Annotated in this window: 14 protein-coding genes and 1 pseudogene; 14 read left to right on the top strand and 1 reads right to left on the bottom strand. The window is 42.8% G+C overall.

Annotated features, from left to right (window positions below):
• Window positions 1–56 precede the first annotated feature (56 nt).
• The 5 genes and pseudogenes from secA to lacD all read left to right on the top strand — a co-directional run bounded on the left by secA (window position 57) and on the right by lacD (window position 6,620).
• A pseudogene (gene secA / locus A4H00_RS01875) lies at window positions 57–2,587 on the top strand (preprotein translocase subunit SecA).
• 71 nt (window positions 2,588–2,658) lie between these two features.
• Window positions 2,659–3,030 carry a holo-ACP synthase gene (gene acpS, locus A4H00_RS01870; RefSeq protein WP_067086610.1) on the top strand — a complete coding sequence of 124 codons (372 nt, stop codon included), beginning with the start codon at window positions 2,659–2,661 and terminating at the stop codon, window positions 3,028–3,030.
• Complete coding sequence (gene alr, locus A4H00_RS01865; RefSeq protein WP_067086607.1) at window positions 3,011–4,114, top strand: alanine racemase; 1,104 nt, start codon at window positions 3,011–3,013, stop codon at window positions 4,112–4,114. Before acpS ends, alr begins: the two co-directional genes overlap by 20 nt.
• A 276-nt stretch (window positions 4,115–4,390) precedes the next feature.
• Window positions 4,391–5,542 carry an N-acetylglucosamine-6-phosphate deacetylase gene (gene nagA, locus A4H00_RS01860; protein ID WP_067086604.1) on the top strand — a complete coding sequence of 384 codons (1,152 nt, stop codon included), beginning with the start codon at window positions 4,391–4,393 and terminating at the stop codon, window positions 5,540–5,542.
• Between the two features lie 79 nt (window positions 5,543–5,621).
• On the top strand, window positions 5,622–6,620 hold the full coding sequence (lacD, locus tag A4H00_RS01855; protein ID WP_067086601.1) for a tagatose-bisphosphate aldolase: 999 nt from the start codon (window positions 5,622–5,624) through the stop codon (window positions 6,618–6,620).
• 69 nt (window positions 6,621–6,689) lie between these two features.
• On the opposite strand, the gene A4H00_RS01850 is transcribed toward lacD, so the two are convergent.
• Complete coding sequence (locus A4H00_RS01850) at window positions 6,690–8,039, bottom strand: aspartate kinase (RefSeq protein ID WP_067086598.1); 1,350 nt, start codon at window positions 8,037–8,039, stop codon at window positions 6,690–6,692.
• 580 nt (window positions 8,040–8,619) lie between these two features.
• On the opposite strand from A4H00_RS01850, the gene fabT reads away from it, so the two are divergent.
• The 9 genes from fabT to fabZ all read left to right on the top strand — a co-directional run bounded on the left by fabT (window position 8,620) and on the right by fabZ (window position 15,385).
• Window positions 8,620–9,054 (top strand): fatty acid biosynthesis transcriptional regulator FabT, encoded by a 435-nt coding sequence (gene fabT / locus A4H00_RS01845; RefSeq protein WP_067086595.1) that lies wholly within the window; start codon window positions 8,620–8,622, stop codon window positions 9,052–9,054.
• Entirely contained in the window at window positions 9,051–10,028 is a 978-nt protein-coding gene (locus A4H00_RS01840) for a beta-ketoacyl-ACP synthase III (RefSeq protein WP_067086592.1), read from the top strand. Before fabT ends, A4H00_RS01840 begins: the two co-directional genes overlap by 4 nt.
• Window positions 10,029–10,088: 60 nt before the next feature.
• Window positions 10,089–10,313 carry an acyl carrier protein gene (locus A4H00_RS01835; protein WP_067086589.1) on the top strand — a complete coding sequence of 75 codons (225 nt, stop codon included), beginning with the start codon at window positions 10,089–10,091 and terminating at the stop codon, window positions 10,311–10,313.
• Window positions 10,314–10,625: 312 nt separating this feature from the next.
• Entirely contained in the window at window positions 10,626–11,591 is a 966-nt protein-coding gene (fabK, locus tag A4H00_RS01830) for an enoyl-[acyl-carrier-protein] reductase FabK (RefSeq protein WP_067086586.1), read from the top strand.
• A 1-nt stretch (window position 11,592) separates the two neighbouring features.
• Window positions 11,593–12,516 carry an ACP S-malonyltransferase gene (fabD, locus tag A4H00_RS01825; RefSeq protein ID WP_067086584.1) on the top strand — a complete coding sequence of 308 codons (924 nt, stop codon included), beginning with the start codon at window positions 11,593–11,595 and terminating at the stop codon, window positions 12,514–12,516.
• A 3-nt stretch (window positions 12,517–12,519) separates the two neighbouring features.
• Window positions 12,520–13,254, top strand: a complete 735-nt coding sequence (gene fabG / locus A4H00_RS01820; protein WP_067086581.1) for a 3-oxoacyl-[acyl-carrier-protein] reductase — start codon at window positions 12,520–12,522, stop codon at window positions 13,252–13,254.
• Between the two features lie 11 nt (window positions 13,255–13,265).
• Window positions 13,266–14,498 carry a beta-ketoacyl-ACP synthase II gene (gene fabF, locus A4H00_RS01815; protein ID WP_067086577.1) on the top strand — a complete coding sequence of 411 codons (1,233 nt, stop codon included), beginning with the start codon at window positions 13,266–13,268 and terminating at the stop codon, window positions 14,496–14,498.
• The gene (gene accB, locus A4H00_RS01810; protein WP_067086573.1) at window positions 14,499–14,966 is read left to right on the top strand and encodes an acetyl-CoA carboxylase biotin carboxyl carrier protein; all 468 of its coding nucleotides are present in this window, start codon (window positions 14,499–14,501) and stop codon (window positions 14,964–14,966) included.
• Window positions 14,963–15,385: a 3-hydroxyacyl-ACP dehydratase FabZ gene (gene fabZ / locus A4H00_RS01805; RefSeq protein WP_067086570.1), complete on the top strand. Its 423-nt coding sequence runs from the start codon at window positions 14,963–14,965 to the stop codon at window positions 15,383–15,385. The genes accB and fabZ overlap by 4 nt, the downstream gene beginning before the upstream one ends.
• The last annotated feature ends 69 nt before the right edge of the window (window positions 15,386–15,454 follow it).

The raw sequence follows: 15,454 nt of genomic DNA, 5'->3' as shown, positions 1-15,454 counted from the left end.
CGTGCTATAATGAAAAGAACACAAAAAAATAAGAATCGATACAAGTAAGGAAAACAATGGCAAATATTTTAAAAACAATTATCGAAAATGATAAAGGTGAATTACGAAAATTAGAAAAGATGGCTGATAAGGTTCTGGCCTATGCAGATAAAATGGCGGCTTTATCAGATGAGCAACTGCAAGCAAAAACAGCAGAATTTAAAGAGCGCTACCATCGTGGGGAAAGTTTAGATGATTTGCTCTATGAAGCCTTTGCGGTAGTCCGTGAGGGAGCAAAGCGTGTTCTTGGCCTCTATCCTTATAAAGTACAGGTAATGGGGGGATTGTGCTCCATCATGGAGATGTTCCTGAGATGCGCACGGGTGAAGGAAAAACCTTGACAGCAACTATGCCAGTTTATCTAAACGCCTTGTCTGGCGAAGGAGTGCACGTTGTCACAGTCAATGAGTACCTATCAGAACGTGATGCGACCGAAATGGGTGAGCTCTACTCATGGCTTGGTTTGTCTGTCGGAATTAACTTGGCTGCTAAGTCTTCCTTTGAAAAACGAGAAGCCTATAATTGCGATATTACCTACTCAACCAACTCAGAAATTGGTTTTGACTACCTCCGTGATAACATGGTGGTTCGTGCAGAAGATATGGTGCAACGTCCACTGAATTACGCCTTGGTCGATGAGGTTGACTCTATTTTAATCGATGAGGCTCGGACACCGCTGATTGTATCTGGTCCAACTTCTTCAGAAACAAATCAATTATATTTCTTAGCGGATAAGCTGGTGAAGTCATTGGACAAGGATGACTACATTATTGATGTGCCGTCTAAAACGATTGGTTTGTCAGACTCAGGGATTGATAAAGCCGAGAGTTTCTTTAAATTAGACAATCTATATGATATTGAAAATGTTGCCCTAACACACTTTATTGACAATGCTCTACGTGCCAATTACATCATGATTTATGACATTGATTATCTGGTCAATGAAGCCCAAGAAGTCATGATTATCGATCCATTTACAGGGCGGACTATGGAAGGTCGTCGTTATTCAGACGGTCTTCACCAAGCGATTGAGGCAAAAGAAGGTGTCCCTGTTCAAAATGAATCAAAAACGAGTGCCTCTATCACTTACCAAAACCTCTTCCGGATGTATAAGAAACTATCAGGAATGACAGGTACTGGTAAGACAGAGGAAGAAGAATTCCGTGAAATTTACAACATTCGTGTCATTCCAATTCCAACCAACCGTCCGATTGCTCGTATTGACCATGAAGACTTGCTGTACCCAAGTTTGGAGTACAAATTTAATGCCGTTGTAGCCGATGTTAAAGCGCGCTACGAAAAAGGACAGCCTGTCTTGGTTGGTACAGTAGCTGTAGAAACATCCGATTACATTTCACAACGTCTAGTTGCTGCTGGTGTGCCACACGAAGTGTTGAATGCGAAAAACCACTACCGCGAAGCACAAATCATCATGAATGCTGGCCAACGTGGTGCGGTGACGATTGCGACCAACATGGCTGGACGTGGTACGGATATCAAGTTAGGCCCTGGGGTTCGTGAACTTGGTGGACTTTGTGTCATCGGTACAGAGCGCCATGAGAGCCGTCGGATCGATAATCAGCTTCGTGGACGTTCAGGCCGTCAGGGAGACCCAGGTGAGTCCCAATTCTATCTTTCTTTGGAAGATGATTTGATGAAACGTTTTGGCTCAGAGCGAATCAAGGCCTTCATGGAACGCATGAATTTGACAGAAGAAGAGTCTGTGATTAAGTCAAAAATGTTAACCCGTCAGGTAGAAGGGGCGCAAAAACGGGTCGAAGGAAATAACTACGATTCTCGTAAACAAGTCCTTCAGTACGACGATGTCATGCGTGAACAACGTGAAATTATCTACAATCAGCGTCACGATGTGATTACAGCTAATCGCGATTTGGCTCCAGAAATCAAGGCGATGATTCTTCGGACGATTGAACGGCAAGTAGCAGACCATCGGTCAAGTAAGAGCGATGAAGCTCTACAGGCAATCTTGAACTTTGCACAGTTAAATCTTGTTTCAGAAGAGTCTATCGCTTTGGCGGATTTGGAAGGTAAATCAGATAAAGAAATCGTATCCTACCTCTATGATCGTGCCCTGGAAGTCTATAACAGTCAAGTAGCAAAATTGCGTGATGAAGATCGTGTGAGAGAATTCCAAAAGGTATTGATCCTCCGTGTTGTAGACAATAAATGGACAGACCATATTGACATGATGGACCAACTCCGCAATGCAGTGAGTCTTCGTGGGTATGCGCAAAATAATCCAGTTGTGGAGTACCAATCAGAAGCCTTCACAACCTTTAATGATATGATTGCTTCGATTGAGTTTGATGTGACGCGTTTGATGATGAAAGCACAGATTCATGACAATATTGAACGGGAGCATGCTACGCAAGAGGCTCGTACAACTGCTACGAAGAATATCATTCCAGCACAAACAGTTACTCCAAATGAGCAAGTGCGCTTTGAAGGAGTTGACCGTAATGATCCTTGTCCATGTCAGTCAGGCAAGAAATTTAAGAACTGTCATGGTCGCAAGCAAGTAAGTTAAGAAACATGAGGGAGGAAGTGAGGGTATCCGGTCTTTGAAAGAGCACGGATATCCCGCTTCTTTTTTAGAAAATGATAATAGGACACGGAATAGACATGCAAGATATGGCTGCTGTAGAAGTAGCGATGAAGAAGCACGAACGATTTGCCAGTAAGGTATTGACAGAAAACGAATTAGACCGTTTTCGACAGTTGAAACACCGACGGCAAGTTGAGTATTTAGCAGGCCGATGGTCGGCGAAAGAAGCCTTTGTCAAGGCACTTGGGACAGGGATTGGGCAAGTCGGTTTTCACGATATTGAAATTTTAACAGATAAAAAAGGGGCACCCTATATCGCCAGGTCCCCTATTAAAGCCAAGTCCTGGATTAGCATTAGCCACTCTGCTGGGTTTGTACAGGCGAGTGTGATTTTGGAGGAAATAGATGAGAGCAAGCATTCATAGACCAACAACTATTCAGGTTGATTTAGCAGCTATTTCAGAGAATCTAGAGCAAGTCAGACAAGGATTGCCCAATCAGCCACAGGTTTTTGCGGTCGTTAAGGCTAATGCCTATGGTCACGGAGCTGTTGCAGTTGCCAGACATTTGGAGAATCAGGTAGATGGCTTTTGTGTATCCAATATGGATGAGGCGCTGGAATTACGGCAAGCAGGAATTGTTCAACCAATATTGATATTAGGAATTATACCTGTAGAGACCGTGCCTCTTGCCATTTCAGAAAAAATCATGGTGACAGTAGCTAGTCTTGAATGGATACAATTGCTCTTACAACAAGGTATTTCCTTGCACGGTTTGCAGGTTCATGTGAAAGTAGATACCGGTATGGGGCGGATTGGTTTTAGGGATAGTCAATCCCTCAATCAAGCCATGGATGAGTTGGGGCAACATGGTGTTACAATCGAAGGGGTGTTCACTCATTTTGCGACGGCTGATGAGAAAGATGACAGTCAATTTCAATTGCAATTGGCTCGATTTAAGGAGTTGATTTCCGATTTGAACTACGTACCGGCCTGCATTCATGCGAGTAATTCGGCTACTAGTATTTGGCATGTAGATACGATCTTTACAATGGTGCGGTTGGGAAATATCTTATATGGTCTGAACCCGAGTGGTCATGCCTTAGATTTGCCCTATTCTATTCGGCCAGCCTTGGGCTTGACCTCGGAATTGGTTCATATAAAAGAAGTAGAAGCAGGAGCCAGTATCGGCTATGGTGCGACCTACCATAGTGAACAAACAGAATATATCGGTACGATTCCAATTGGCTATGCAGATGGTTTTTTCCGCACGATGCAAGGCTTTTCATTGCTAGTAGAAGGGGAATGGTGTCCGGTAGTCGGTCGTGTCTCCATGGACCAAATTACGGTGCGCTTACCGAAGAAATATCCTTTAGGAACTCTTGTTACCTTGATTGGTGTCAGTGGTGATAGGGCGATAGAGGTACAGGATTGGGCGGATTATCTCAAAACGATTAATTATGAGGTAGTTTGCGGTTTGTCGGATCGGATTCCTCGTTATTATGAATAGAATAGAGCTGCTGTTTGTAAGATGGAAACAGCAGTTTTTGTCTGTTTAATTTTAAGCAGCAAGGTACTTTCTCTATTTTAGATGGCTTTTGCCTGTCTGCTTCGTTGAAATAATCAGGAGTGAACGGTCTTGTTTAGCGTCAGAAAAAGCTAGCTAGGATTGAGAAATAACTTGACAATTTAGTAAAAGGTGAGTACAATAAAGAGGAGAGGTTATAACCAGTTTTCGGTTAATATGTTAATTTAGTAGAATCGAGTCTTTGAGAAAGGAGACAACATGGCACACTATATTTTTGCAAAATCCATTATCTTGTCCGATCGAGAGGTTGAAAATGCCTATCTAGAGATTACAGATGATGGTCAATTTGGTGAGATTGTGACGGAAAAACCAGAAGGAACAATTGTAGATTATTCAGACTATCATATTGGACCTGGTCTAGTGGATACTCATATTCATGGCTATGCTTCGTATGACGTTATGGACAATGATTTTGAAGGAATTAAGGTGATTTCAGAAGGGCTCTTGTCTTGTGGTGTTACTTCTTGGTTACCAACAACCTTAACCGATTCAACAGAGAATTTGGATGCGGTTTGTGAAACCATTGGTCGTCATGCGGGTGAAGAAACAGGTGCTAAGATTCAAGGTATTTTCCTTGAAGGGCCGTTTTTCACAGAGAAATACAAGGGCGCACAAAATCCTAAGTATATGGGCGATCCGTCTGTTGAGAAATTGGACAAATGGCACCGTTTATCAGAAGGCTTGGTCAATAAGATTGCGATTGCTCCAGAACGGGATGGAGTAGAGGAATTTATTCACTTTGCTAATGAGAAAAAGATTCATACTGCCCTTGCCCACAGTGATGCGACCTATGATCAAGCTAAAAAGGCAGTTGAAGCAGGAGCCAATATCTTCGTCCATGTTTACAATGGGATGAGTGGGCTTCATCATAGAGAACCAGGCATGGTCGGTGCGGCGCTTGATTTAGAAAATGTCTTTGCTGAGGTTATCTGTGATGGTCACCATGTCCATCCAGCAGCAGTAGATATTGTGTTGAAAGCGCGTGGGGTAGAAGAAACAGTTCTCATTACTGACTGTATGCGTGCAGGAGGCCAAGGGGAAGGAGATTCTCGCTTGGGTGAATTTGAGGTTGTAGTCAAAGACGGAACCGCTCGCCTGAAACACAATGGCAGTCTAGCAGGTTCTATCTTGGAATTGATTCAGGCAGTAGAACATATTGTCGAATGGGGCTTGGCAAGTTTACCAGATGCTGTCCGTATGGCATCACTTGCTCCAGCAAAATCTGTCAATATCGATCATGTCTGTGGACAAATTGTAGCAGGTCGGGCAGCAGATTTCATTGTAGTCGATGATAAAGGTCGTTTACAGGCTACGTATTTGGATGGTGTGAAACGCTTTGGTGTCGAATAGTTGCTACTATTAATGGATAGTTTATTGGCAGAAAGCCAGTTATTATTGCTTATACTCTACTTTATCTAGGAGGAAGATAATGGAAAAATTACAACTTTCACAGGCTAAGTATGATCATTTAGTTCGTCTCTCAAATGACGAAAAAGTGATTGCAGCCCTCGCGATTGACCAACGTGGTGCTTTGAAACGACTCTTGTCGGCAGCAGCAGATGCTGATTTTGGAGATGAGATTCTGGTTGATTTCAAAAAAGTCATTTCAAGTGATTTGACTCAGTATGCAAGCTCTATCTTACTGGATGCGGAATATGGTGTACTAGCTTCAAAATTGCGCCATCCAGATTGTGGGTTTATTGCGGCTTATGAGAAAACAGGCTATGATGCGTCAACACCAGGTCGCTTACCAGACTTGCTTCCAAATTGGTCTGCAAAACGGATCAAAGAATTGGGTGCAGATGCGGTGAAAATCTTGCTTTACTATGATGTAGATGATAAGCCAGAAATTAACGATATCAAGCATGCCTGGATCGAACGAATCGGTAGCGAGTGTATCGCTGAAGATATTCCTTACTTTGTGGAAATCTTGACCTATGATGCTAGCGATATGGATGTGACATCTCGTGAATATGCAGCCTTGAAACCTCATAAAGTGAATGGTGCGATGCGTGAATTTAGCAAGGCTCGCTACAATGCTGACGTCTTGAAGGTCGAAGTTCCAGTTAATATGAACTTTGTGGAAGGCTATACGGATCAAGAACCTGTTTATAGCCTAGAAGAAGCAAAGGCATACTTTAAAGAACAAGCAGAAGCAACTCACCTACCATTTATCTTCTTGAGTGCGGGTGTATCCGCTAAGCTCTTCCAAGAAACACTTGTGGTAGCTAAAGAAGCAGGTTCTAGCTTTAATGGTGTGCTGTGTGGTCGTGCAACATGGAAAGATGCGGTTGCAGTCTTTGCGAAAGAAGGAGAAGCTGCGGCTAAGGCGTGGTTGGCAGATCAAGGTCGTCAGAACATGGAAGAATTGAATGGTGTCCTTGCAACGACTGCAAGTTCTTGGCTTGATAAAGTAGAAGTCAAGTAACGTTCTATATAAAATAAAGTAAAAAAATCCAGCTCTCATGTCAGAGTTGGATTTTTAGCTAGAATAGATTTATCCAAAAAAGGCTTTATACAAGGCTTTGAGGGCTTTTTCTTTTTCTTCTGTTTTGATAGCGAATAGGACAGATACTTCGCTAGCACCTTGAGAAATCATGGTCAAGTTGACATTTTCTTGAGAGAGGGCAGCTGTTGCGGTAGCTGTTACCCCGACATGACTCTTCATGTTTTCACCAACAATCATGATAATCGATAATCCATATTCGATTTCTGCCTTGTCGACTTCGAGCTTAGAATTGAGCTGACGGAGGATTTCTTCTTCCTTGATTGGTGTCAATTCGCGGCTGCGTAAAACAAGTGAGAGGTCATCGATTCCAGTCGGCATATGTTCCCAACGAATATTGAGATCTTCGAGGATGTTTAAGACTTTCCGACCAAATCCGATTTCTCGGTTCATCAAGTATTTCGACAGATTGATGCTGACAAAGCCGTCATCTGCTGCGATTCCGACAACGGGTAAGGTATGGTCGCTATGTTTGAGTACAATACGTGTACCAGGGTGGTCAGGGTTATTGGTGTTTTTAATGACAAGCGGAATGCGACCGCGGTAGGCAGGAAGTAGGGCTTCGTCGTGAAGGACAGAGAATCCAGCATAGGCCAACTCCCGCATTTCACGATAGGTCAATTCCTTGATAGAATGTGGATTGTGGATGATTCCAGGATGAGCAGCAAAAATACCGTCAACATCTGTAAAGTTCTCATAGAGATCAGCCTTAACACCAGCAGCAACGATAGAACCAGTAATATCTGAGCCACCGCGAGAGAAGGTACAGATTTGGTTATCAACTGTTACCCCAAAGAATCCAGGAATGACAAGGACTTCGTCGGCCTTGTTCAATTCTTCGATTTTATCATAGCTAGAAGGTAAAATGCGTGCATTTCCAGGTTCTGAACTAACAATGATACCTGCTTTTTTAGGGTGAATATAGCGGGCAGGAATACCCTTATAGGTGAAATATTCGGCAACTAATTTGGCATTGTTATCTTCTCCTGCTGCTAAAAAAGCATCATAGAGAAAGTCATTGTCCTCAATCGGTAGTGTTGCAAGTCCTAAAATGCTGTCTTTGATTTTTTTCATGCATTTGCCTGGGAAATCTAGCTCATCTACCATGGCTTGATAGCGATTGATAATCCATTCTTGGCTGACAGAAACATCTTTACCGTCTATATATTCCTTGTAATATTTAATAAGAGCGTCGGTTACCTTAGTGTCGTTACTATCTCGTTTACCGGGAGCAGATACGACGATGAATCGACGTTCTGAATCTGCTTGGACAATAGTGAATACTTTTTCAAGTTGGGTAGCTGATGCGAGGGAACTACCGCCAAATTTAGTCACTTTCATAAAAATTTTCACTCTCCTTTTATGCTTTTCATCATTATAACAAAAACTATTCCGCTTGTCAGTAGACTTTGTACGAAATTTTTAGAATGCTTTGATGTGTGTCATAATAGAGTAGGTATAACGAGAAAAGGAGTAGCAGACGACCTATAAAGGAATTATGTTGACATACGGAGACGCCATCTATACTCGTTAAAAATTAACATCTGATGTCGCTTACTCATCTTGCTGAACTCTAGTTTTACCTGAGTTTTTTAGGGCACAAGCTACGCTGGTTTTATCTATCACCGGGAGTAAGGACTCAATCGTTATTTCGTAGGAATTTGATTTTGTCAATTTCGCTTTCGAATTTCTAGCCTCAAGTATTAATTGTCACTCCTCTGACTATTGATATGCGTAAAACTACTCAAACAAAAAAATGCTGGACACTTTTTGAACGGCTCCCTAGTCAGATTTTAATTTTTATAGAATAGTACAGGTCAATTCTTTCTTAAATTCTATCCGATGTAACAGAAAATATTTGACAATCAAATAAATCTATCGTATACTTTGAGAGTCAAAGTATGTGAGGAGGCATTCAATTGTGGAAGAAGCAAAGATCAATGAATATCTGACTGCAATCTTTAATAATGTATTGATTATTGAAGAAACCAGCCTGCGCGGTAGTCGTTTTAAGGATATTTCAATCAAGGAAATGCACACGATTGATGTCATTGGTGACAGAGAAGGTGTGACTCCTAGTCATGTTGCCAGTGCTTTGATGGTCACACTTGGTACAGTAACAACTAGTTTGAATAATTTGGAACGAAAAGGCTATATTGAACGGGTTCGATCAACTAGAGATCGCCGTGTGATTCATCTTCATTTGACCAAAAAAGGGAGATTGGTCTATCGATTGCACCAACGATTTCACAAGGAGATGGTGCACCAAATTACCTCAGATATGGATGAAGCCGAATATAAGGTCATGAAAAAGGGTCTCTTGAAACTCTATCAGTTCTTGGAGGGCTTAAAATGACGAGCTTTGCAAAAATCAGTCATGTGGCCCATTATGTTCCTAAGCAAGTTATTGAAAATGATCAATTGGCGCTGCTAATGGATACGAGTGATGAGTGGATTGCCTCTAGGACGGGGATTCGCAGACGCCATATCACAAGGAATGAGGATACGAGTGATTTAGCGACACAAGTAGCAAAGCAGTTGCTGCAAAAGAGTGGCTATGCTCCAGAAACGATTGATTTTATTATCCTTGCAACGATTACACCAGACTCTGCTATGCCGTCAACAGCAGCACGAGTTCAGGCCAATATTGGTGCAAGTCAAGCCTTTGCCTATGATTTGGTTGCAGCGTGTTCAGGCTTTGTCTTTGCCTTATCGACTGCTGAAAAGTTGATTGCTTCGGGTCGATACAAACGAGGGATGGTCATTGGTGCAGAAACACTTTCCAAAACCCTTGATTGGTCAGATAGAAGCACGGCTGTTCTCTTTGGAGATGGTGCAGGCGGTGTCCTATTAGATGTGGCAGAGCAACCGCATTTTCTAGGGGAAATTCATCGGACAGATGGTAGCAGAGGAATGGATTTACAATCAGGTGTGTCAGGACTTTCATCTCCTTTTTCAGAAACAAGTGTTCCTCATCCCTATCTGAAAATGGAAGGGCGCTCTATCTTTGAATTTGCGCTGCGAGATGTGACCAAGACCATACAAGACTTGCTTGTCAACCACGATTTATCAGATGATGAGATTGATTATTATTTATTACATCAGGCCAATCGACGGATTTTGGAAAAAATGGCTAAGAAATTAGGCAGTCATCTAGCGAAATTTCCAGCCAATATGGCCGAGTATGGCAATACCAGTGCAGCAAGTATTCCGATTTTACTATCGGAGTGTGTAGAGCAGGGTAGCATTCTCCTTGACGGCAGCCAAACTTTGGTGATGAGTGGATTTGGTGGAGGCCTCACTTGGGGAGCTATTCTATTAAAACTTTAGTTAATGGACTGTTTTTACAGTTATTAAAAAATTTTATATTTTCTTTAAAGGAGAACTATCATGGCAGTATTTGAAAAAGTACAAGCAATTATTGTTGAAGAACTTGGTAAGGATGCAGAAGAAGTGACCCTTACAACAACATTTGAAGATTTAGATGCAGATTCATTGGACTTGTTCCAAGTTATTTCAGAAATCGAAGATGAATTTGATATTCAAATCGAATCAGAAGAAGGGTTGAACACGGTAGCTGATTTAGTGGCTTACGTAGAAGCACAAACAAAATAATATTCGTCAAAAATCAGTCGCTAACATTGAGTGAATGTCAGTTCTAGCAGAGATTAGCTTTGCTAGAACGCTTTCTAACCTTCACAGTTCTTAATTATAAAAGCTGCTTAGGTGCTGATTGTGATTGAGTAGGAGTAGTCAAATGCTAGTTTCTAGCATTTTTACTAGGGTACATACTTTGATATTCAAAACATCTATATGTCAAAATATTTATAAAAAAGTAGTGAGTGAAAGATACTCACTTCCTTGTTTAGTTAATTGTTTGAGTCTCAAATGATTAACTAAGCAAATGAAGAATTGAAAGAGGACGGTATGCAAACAAAAATTACAGAACTGCTTGGTATTGATTATCCTATTTTCCAAGGTGGAATGGCTTGGGTCGCAGATGGGGATTTAGCTGGTGCGGTATCCAATGCAGGAGGTCTAGGGATTATCGGTGGCGGAAATGCCCCAAAAGAGGTTGTCAAAGCCAATATTGACAAGGTTAAATCATTAACTGGCAAGCCATTTGGAGTCAACATCATGCTCTTATCACCATTTGTAGAAGACATTGTTGATTTAGTCATTGAAGAAGGTGTCAAAGTGGTAACGACTGGTGCTGGAAATCCAGGGAAGTATATGGAGCGGTTTCATGCTGCGGGAATTACAGTCATTCCAGTTGTTCCAAGTGTTGCCCTTGCAAAACGCATGGAGAAACTAGGTGTTGATGCTGTCATCGCAGAAGGTATGGAAGCTGGTGGCCATATTGGAAAATTGACGACTATGACTTTGGTCCGACAGGTAGTTGAGGCAGTATCCATTCCTGTTATTGCGGCAGGAGGAATTGCAGATGGTGCTGGAGCGGCAGCGGCCTTTATGCTAGGAGCGGAGGCAGTACAAGTTGGGACACGCTTTGTTGTCGCAACAGAATCCAATGCTCATCCAAACTTCAAGGCTAAGATTCTCAGGGCAAAAGATATTGATACTACTGTTTCCGCTCAAGTCGTAGGTCATCCTGTACGTGCTATCAAAAATAAGTTGGCAACAGCTTATGCAAGCGCAGAAAAAGACTTTCTACGTGGGGAAAAAACAAGCGAAGACATTGAAGTCTTAGGAGCTGGCGCTTTGCGTAATGCGGTTGTAGACGGTGATGTGGATTATGGCTCCGTCATGGCTGGACAGATTGCTGGCTTGATTAGAAAAGAAGAGTCATGTGCGGAGATTGTGCGTGATATTTATGACGGAGCAGCTCGTGTTATCAAGGAACAGGCTACACGTTGGGCAACAAGTGGAGAATAAGATGACAAAAAGAGCCTATTTATTTGCTGGTCAAGGTGCTCAATACCTTGGAATGGGGCGTGACCTCTATGACCAGTATGAAATTGTGAGACAAACTTTTGATGAAGCAAGAAGTGTTCTTGGTTATGATTTACGGCACTTGATTGACTCAGATGAGGAAAAACTGAATCAAACTCGCTATACTCAGCCAGCGATTTTGACGACTTCAGTTGCTATTTGGCGTTTGTTGCAGGAAAAGGGAGCAAGCGCAGATATGGTGGCCGGTCTCTCTCTAGGTGAATATAGTGCCCTGGTAGCTTCAGGTGCCTTAGATTTTAAAGAGGCGGTTGCCCTGGTAGCTAAGCGTGGTGAATATATGGAGACTGCTGCGCCGGCAGGTAGTGGTAAAATGGTGGCCGTCCTGAATGCGGATTTAGATATAATTGAACAAGTCTGTCAAAAAGCTTCAGAATATGGCATTGTGGCAGCTGCTAACTACAACACACCTGCTCAAATCGTGATTGGTGGTGAAGTTGCTGCAGTCGATAGGGCTTTAGATTTGCTGAAAGAAGCAGGGGTGAAGCGCTTGATCCCCCTCAATGTATCAGGCCCTTTTCACACAGCCTTACTAGAACCTGCTTCAAAGCAATTAGCAACAGCCTTGGCGACGGTTTCCTTTCATGATTTTACCCTTCCCTTGGTTGGCAATACGCTGGCTCAGGTGATGACCAAAGAAGAAATCGTTCCTCTTTTGACGCGCCAGGTGATGGAACCCGTTCGTTTCTATGATTCGATTGCTTGTATGCAGGCGGCTGGAGTAACAGAATTTGTTGAAATTGGGCCAGGAGCAGTCTTGTCAGGTTTCTTGAAAAAAATTGATCGCTCAGCACGTGTCCATCAGGTCGAAAATCTCGCTACACTGGCAACATTTATGGCAGAGGAGTAAAAAATGGAAGTAAAGGGAAAAAATGTCTTGATTACAGGATCTAGTCGTGGAATTGGACTGGGTATTGCCCATGAATTTGCAAGGCAAGGAGCTAATATTATCTTAAATGGGCGCAATAGTATTTCAGAAGAGGTGATAGAGAGTTTTGCATCTTATGGTGTTCAAGTCCATGTGGTGCTGGGCAATGTTGCGGACTCTAGTGAAGCACAGCGTATGGTAGCAGAAGCCATTGAATATGCAGGTTCTGTCGATATCTTGGTCAACAATGCTGGCATTACCAAAGACGGCTTGGCACTAAGGATGTCAGAAGATGATTTTGAGTCGGTACTTAAGGTTAATCTGACAGGGACTTTTAATATGACACAGGCTGTGTTGAAACCGATGACCAAGGCGAAAGCTGGAGCAATTATCAATTTGTCTAGTGTCGTGGGGTTGACAGGGAATGCCGGTCAGGCCAATTATGCAGCTTCTAAAGCAGGCGTGATTGGATTGACCAAGTCGATTTCCCGTGAGGTTGCCGGTCGCAATATCCGTGTCAATGCGATTGCACCAGGTTTTATCGAGTCAGATATGACAGCTGTTTTACCGGATAAGATCAAGACAGCTATGCTAGGGCAAATTCCGATGAAACGTTTTGGGTTGGTACAAGAAGTAGCAGAAGTTGCTGTATTTCTCGCTCGCCAAGAATACCTCACAGGCCAAGTGCTCGCCATAGATGGTGGCTTAACCATGCAATAAAGGAGTAAGACATGACAACAAACCGTGTAGTAGTAACAGGATATGGCCTAACATCGCCAATCGGAAACACACCTGAAGAATTTTGGAATAGCTTGAAGTCTGGAAAAGTCGGAATTGGACCGATTACCAAATTTGATACGAGCGATTACAATGTCCACAATGCTGCAGAAGTGACCGATTTTCCATTTGATAAGTATTTCGTCAAAAAAGATAGCAACCGCTATGATTTGTATTCTCTATATGCTTTATATGCAGCTCACGAGGCAGTTGCTCATGCTGCTTTAGATACCGATAGCCTAAATCGCGACCGTTTTGGTGTTGTTTTATCAACAGGTATCGGTGGAATCAAGGAAATTGAAGAGCAGGTTGAAAAAATGAACACCAAGGGCGCAAAGCGAATTCGACCTATGGTCCTTCCTAAGGCTCTTCCGAATATGGCTGCTGGCAATATTGCTATGCAGGTTGGGGCAAATGGCATTTGTAAATGTGTGATTACCGCTTGTGCTGCATCCAATGACGCAATTGGTGAGGCCTTTCGTGACATCAAATTTGGATTTCAAGATGTCATGTTAGCAGGTGGCTCAGAAGCTGCGATTACACCGTTCGCAATCGGCGGTTTCCAAGCCTTAACAGCCCTCTCCACCACGGAAGATCCAGAGAGAGCCTCTATTCCCTTTGATAAGGATCGTAATGGTTTTGTCATGGGAGAAGGTGCAGCTGTCCTGGTTTTGGAAAGTTTGGAGCATGCCACAAAACGTGGAGCGACCATTCTAGCAGAAATTGTAGGATATGGAAATACCTGCGATGCCCACCACATGACCTCTCCTCATCCAGAAGGACTTGGTGCCATTAAGGCGATGAAGTTAGCCATTGGTGAAGCAGGTTTAGAACCTAAAGATATTGATTATATCAACGCCCATGGAACTTCTACTCCAGTTAATGAAAAGGCAGAGAGCCAAGCGATTGTAGCAGTATTTGGGACGAATACGCCAGTTTCTTCTACCAAATCTTACACTGGTCATCTCTTAGGAGCAGCAGGAGCCGTTGAGGCGGTTGCGGTGATTGAGGCCATACGCCATTCTCATGCTCCAAAGACAGCGGGAACGACAGAATTGTCCGATTACATTGAAGCAGATGTTATTTATGGTCAAGGTCGTGATATGGAAATCCGCCATGCCATTTCAAATACCTTTGGTTTCGGTGGCCACAATGCCGTGATTGCTTTTAAACGTTGGGAGGATTAAGTGAACAATACTGAGATTAAGGACTTGATGGCTCAATTTGATCAATCAAGTCTACGGGAATTTTCTTATAGAAACAACGGTGTTCAACTCGTCTTTAGTAAAAATGAACACAAGGCTGAGTCGGTTGGACCAAGTATTCAGTCGGCTACCCCAGCAGAAGGTATGTCAGAGCCGAGAGTTGAAGCAACCAGTGTAGCAAGAGTAGCAGAAAGGGCTCCTGAAACCGTGAGCGAAGGGACAGTTGTAGACAGTCCGCTCGTAGGAGTAGCCTATCTATCTCCATCACCAGACAAGGCGGCTTTTGTTTCAGTAGGTAATACTGTTAAAAAAGGTCAAACCGTGATGATTATCGAAGCTATGAAGGTGATGAATGAAATTCCTGCACCGTGTGATGGTGTGATAGCAGAAGTCTTGGTTGCTAATGAAGCTGTGGTTGAATTTGGACAAGGATTGGTACGGATTGTATGATGACGATACAAGAAATAAAAGAAGCTCTTCCTCATCGTTATCCGATGCTTTTAGTTGATCGGGTGCTGGAGGTTAGAGAAGATGAAATTGTAGCGCTAAAAAATGTGACCATGAACGAACCGTTCTTTAATGGGCATTTTCCAGACTATCCTGTTATGCCAGGAGTTCTGATTATGGAAGCCCTAGCGCAGACAGCAGGTGTTTTGGAACTGTCTAAGGAAGAGAACAAGGGGAAATTGGTCTTTTACGCAGGTATGGACAAGGTAAAATTTAAAAAGCAAGTTGTGCCAGGAGACCAGCTCATCATGACAGCTCGTTTTGTCAAACGTCGTGGGACGATTGCAGTTGTTGAAGCCAAAGCGGAAGTAGACGGTGTACTCGCAGCAAGTGGAACCCTAACCTTTGCAGTAGGTGTCTGAGTTTGGAAAATAGAGAGTGAGAACCCTTTTGAGGTTCCAAACTCCCTTACAAGTCTGACAATTACCGCG

Source organism: Streptococcus marmotae (genome assembly GCF_001623565.1).
In the GTDB taxonomy this organism is placed as follows: Bacteria; Bacillota; Bacilli; order Lactobacillales; family Streptococcaceae; genus Streptococcus; species Streptococcus marmotae.
Note: the sequence above shows the minus strand (reverse complement) of the source record. Positions and strands in the feature narration are given on the sequence as shown.

Excerpts from the sequence above, each read along its gene's own strand:
- lacD (WP_067086601.1), top strand. The coding sequence starts at position 5,622 with ATGGAAAAATTACAACTTTCACAGGCTAAGTATGATCATTTAGTTCGT.
- fabZ (WP_067086570.1), top strand. The coding sequence starts at position 14,963 with ATGATGACGATACAAGAAATAAAAGAAGCTCTTCCTCATCGTTATCCG.
- acpS (WP_067086610.1), top strand. The coding sequence starts at position 2,659 with ATGATAATAGGACACGGAATAGACATGCAAGATATGGCTGCTGTAGAA.
- A4H00_RS01850 (WP_067086598.1), bottom strand. The coding sequence starts at position 8,039 with ATGAAAGTGACTAAATTTGGCGGTAGTTCCCTCGCATCAGCTACCCAA.
- A4H00_RS01840 (WP_067086592.1), top strand. The coding sequence starts at position 9,051 with ATGACGAGCTTTGCAAAAATCAGTCATGTGGCCCATTATGTTCCTAAG.
- fabF (WP_067086577.1), top strand. The coding sequence starts at position 13,266 with ATGACAACAAACCGTGTAGTAGTAACAGGATATGGCCTAACATCGCCA.
- fabK (WP_067086586.1), top strand. The coding sequence starts at position 10,626 with ATGCAAACAAAAATTACAGAACTGCTTGGTATTGATTATCCTATTTTC.
- A4H00_RS01835 (WP_067086589.1), top strand. The coding sequence starts at position 10,089 with ATGGCAGTATTTGAAAAAGTACAAGCAATTATTGTTGAAGAACTTGGT.
- alr (WP_067086607.1), top strand. The coding sequence starts at position 3,011 with ATGAGAGCAAGCATTCATAGACCAACAACTATTCAGGTTGATTTAGCA.
- fabD (WP_067086584.1), top strand. The coding sequence starts at position 11,593 with ATGACAAAAAGAGCCTATTTATTTGCTGGTCAAGGTGCTCAATACCTT.
- fabG (WP_067086581.1), top strand. The coding sequence starts at position 12,520 with ATGGAAGTAAAGGGAAAAAATGTCTTGATTACAGGATCTAGTCGTGGA.
- nagA (WP_067086604.1), top strand. The coding sequence starts at position 4,391 with ATGGCACACTATATTTTTGCAAAATCCATTATCTTGTCCGATCGAGAG.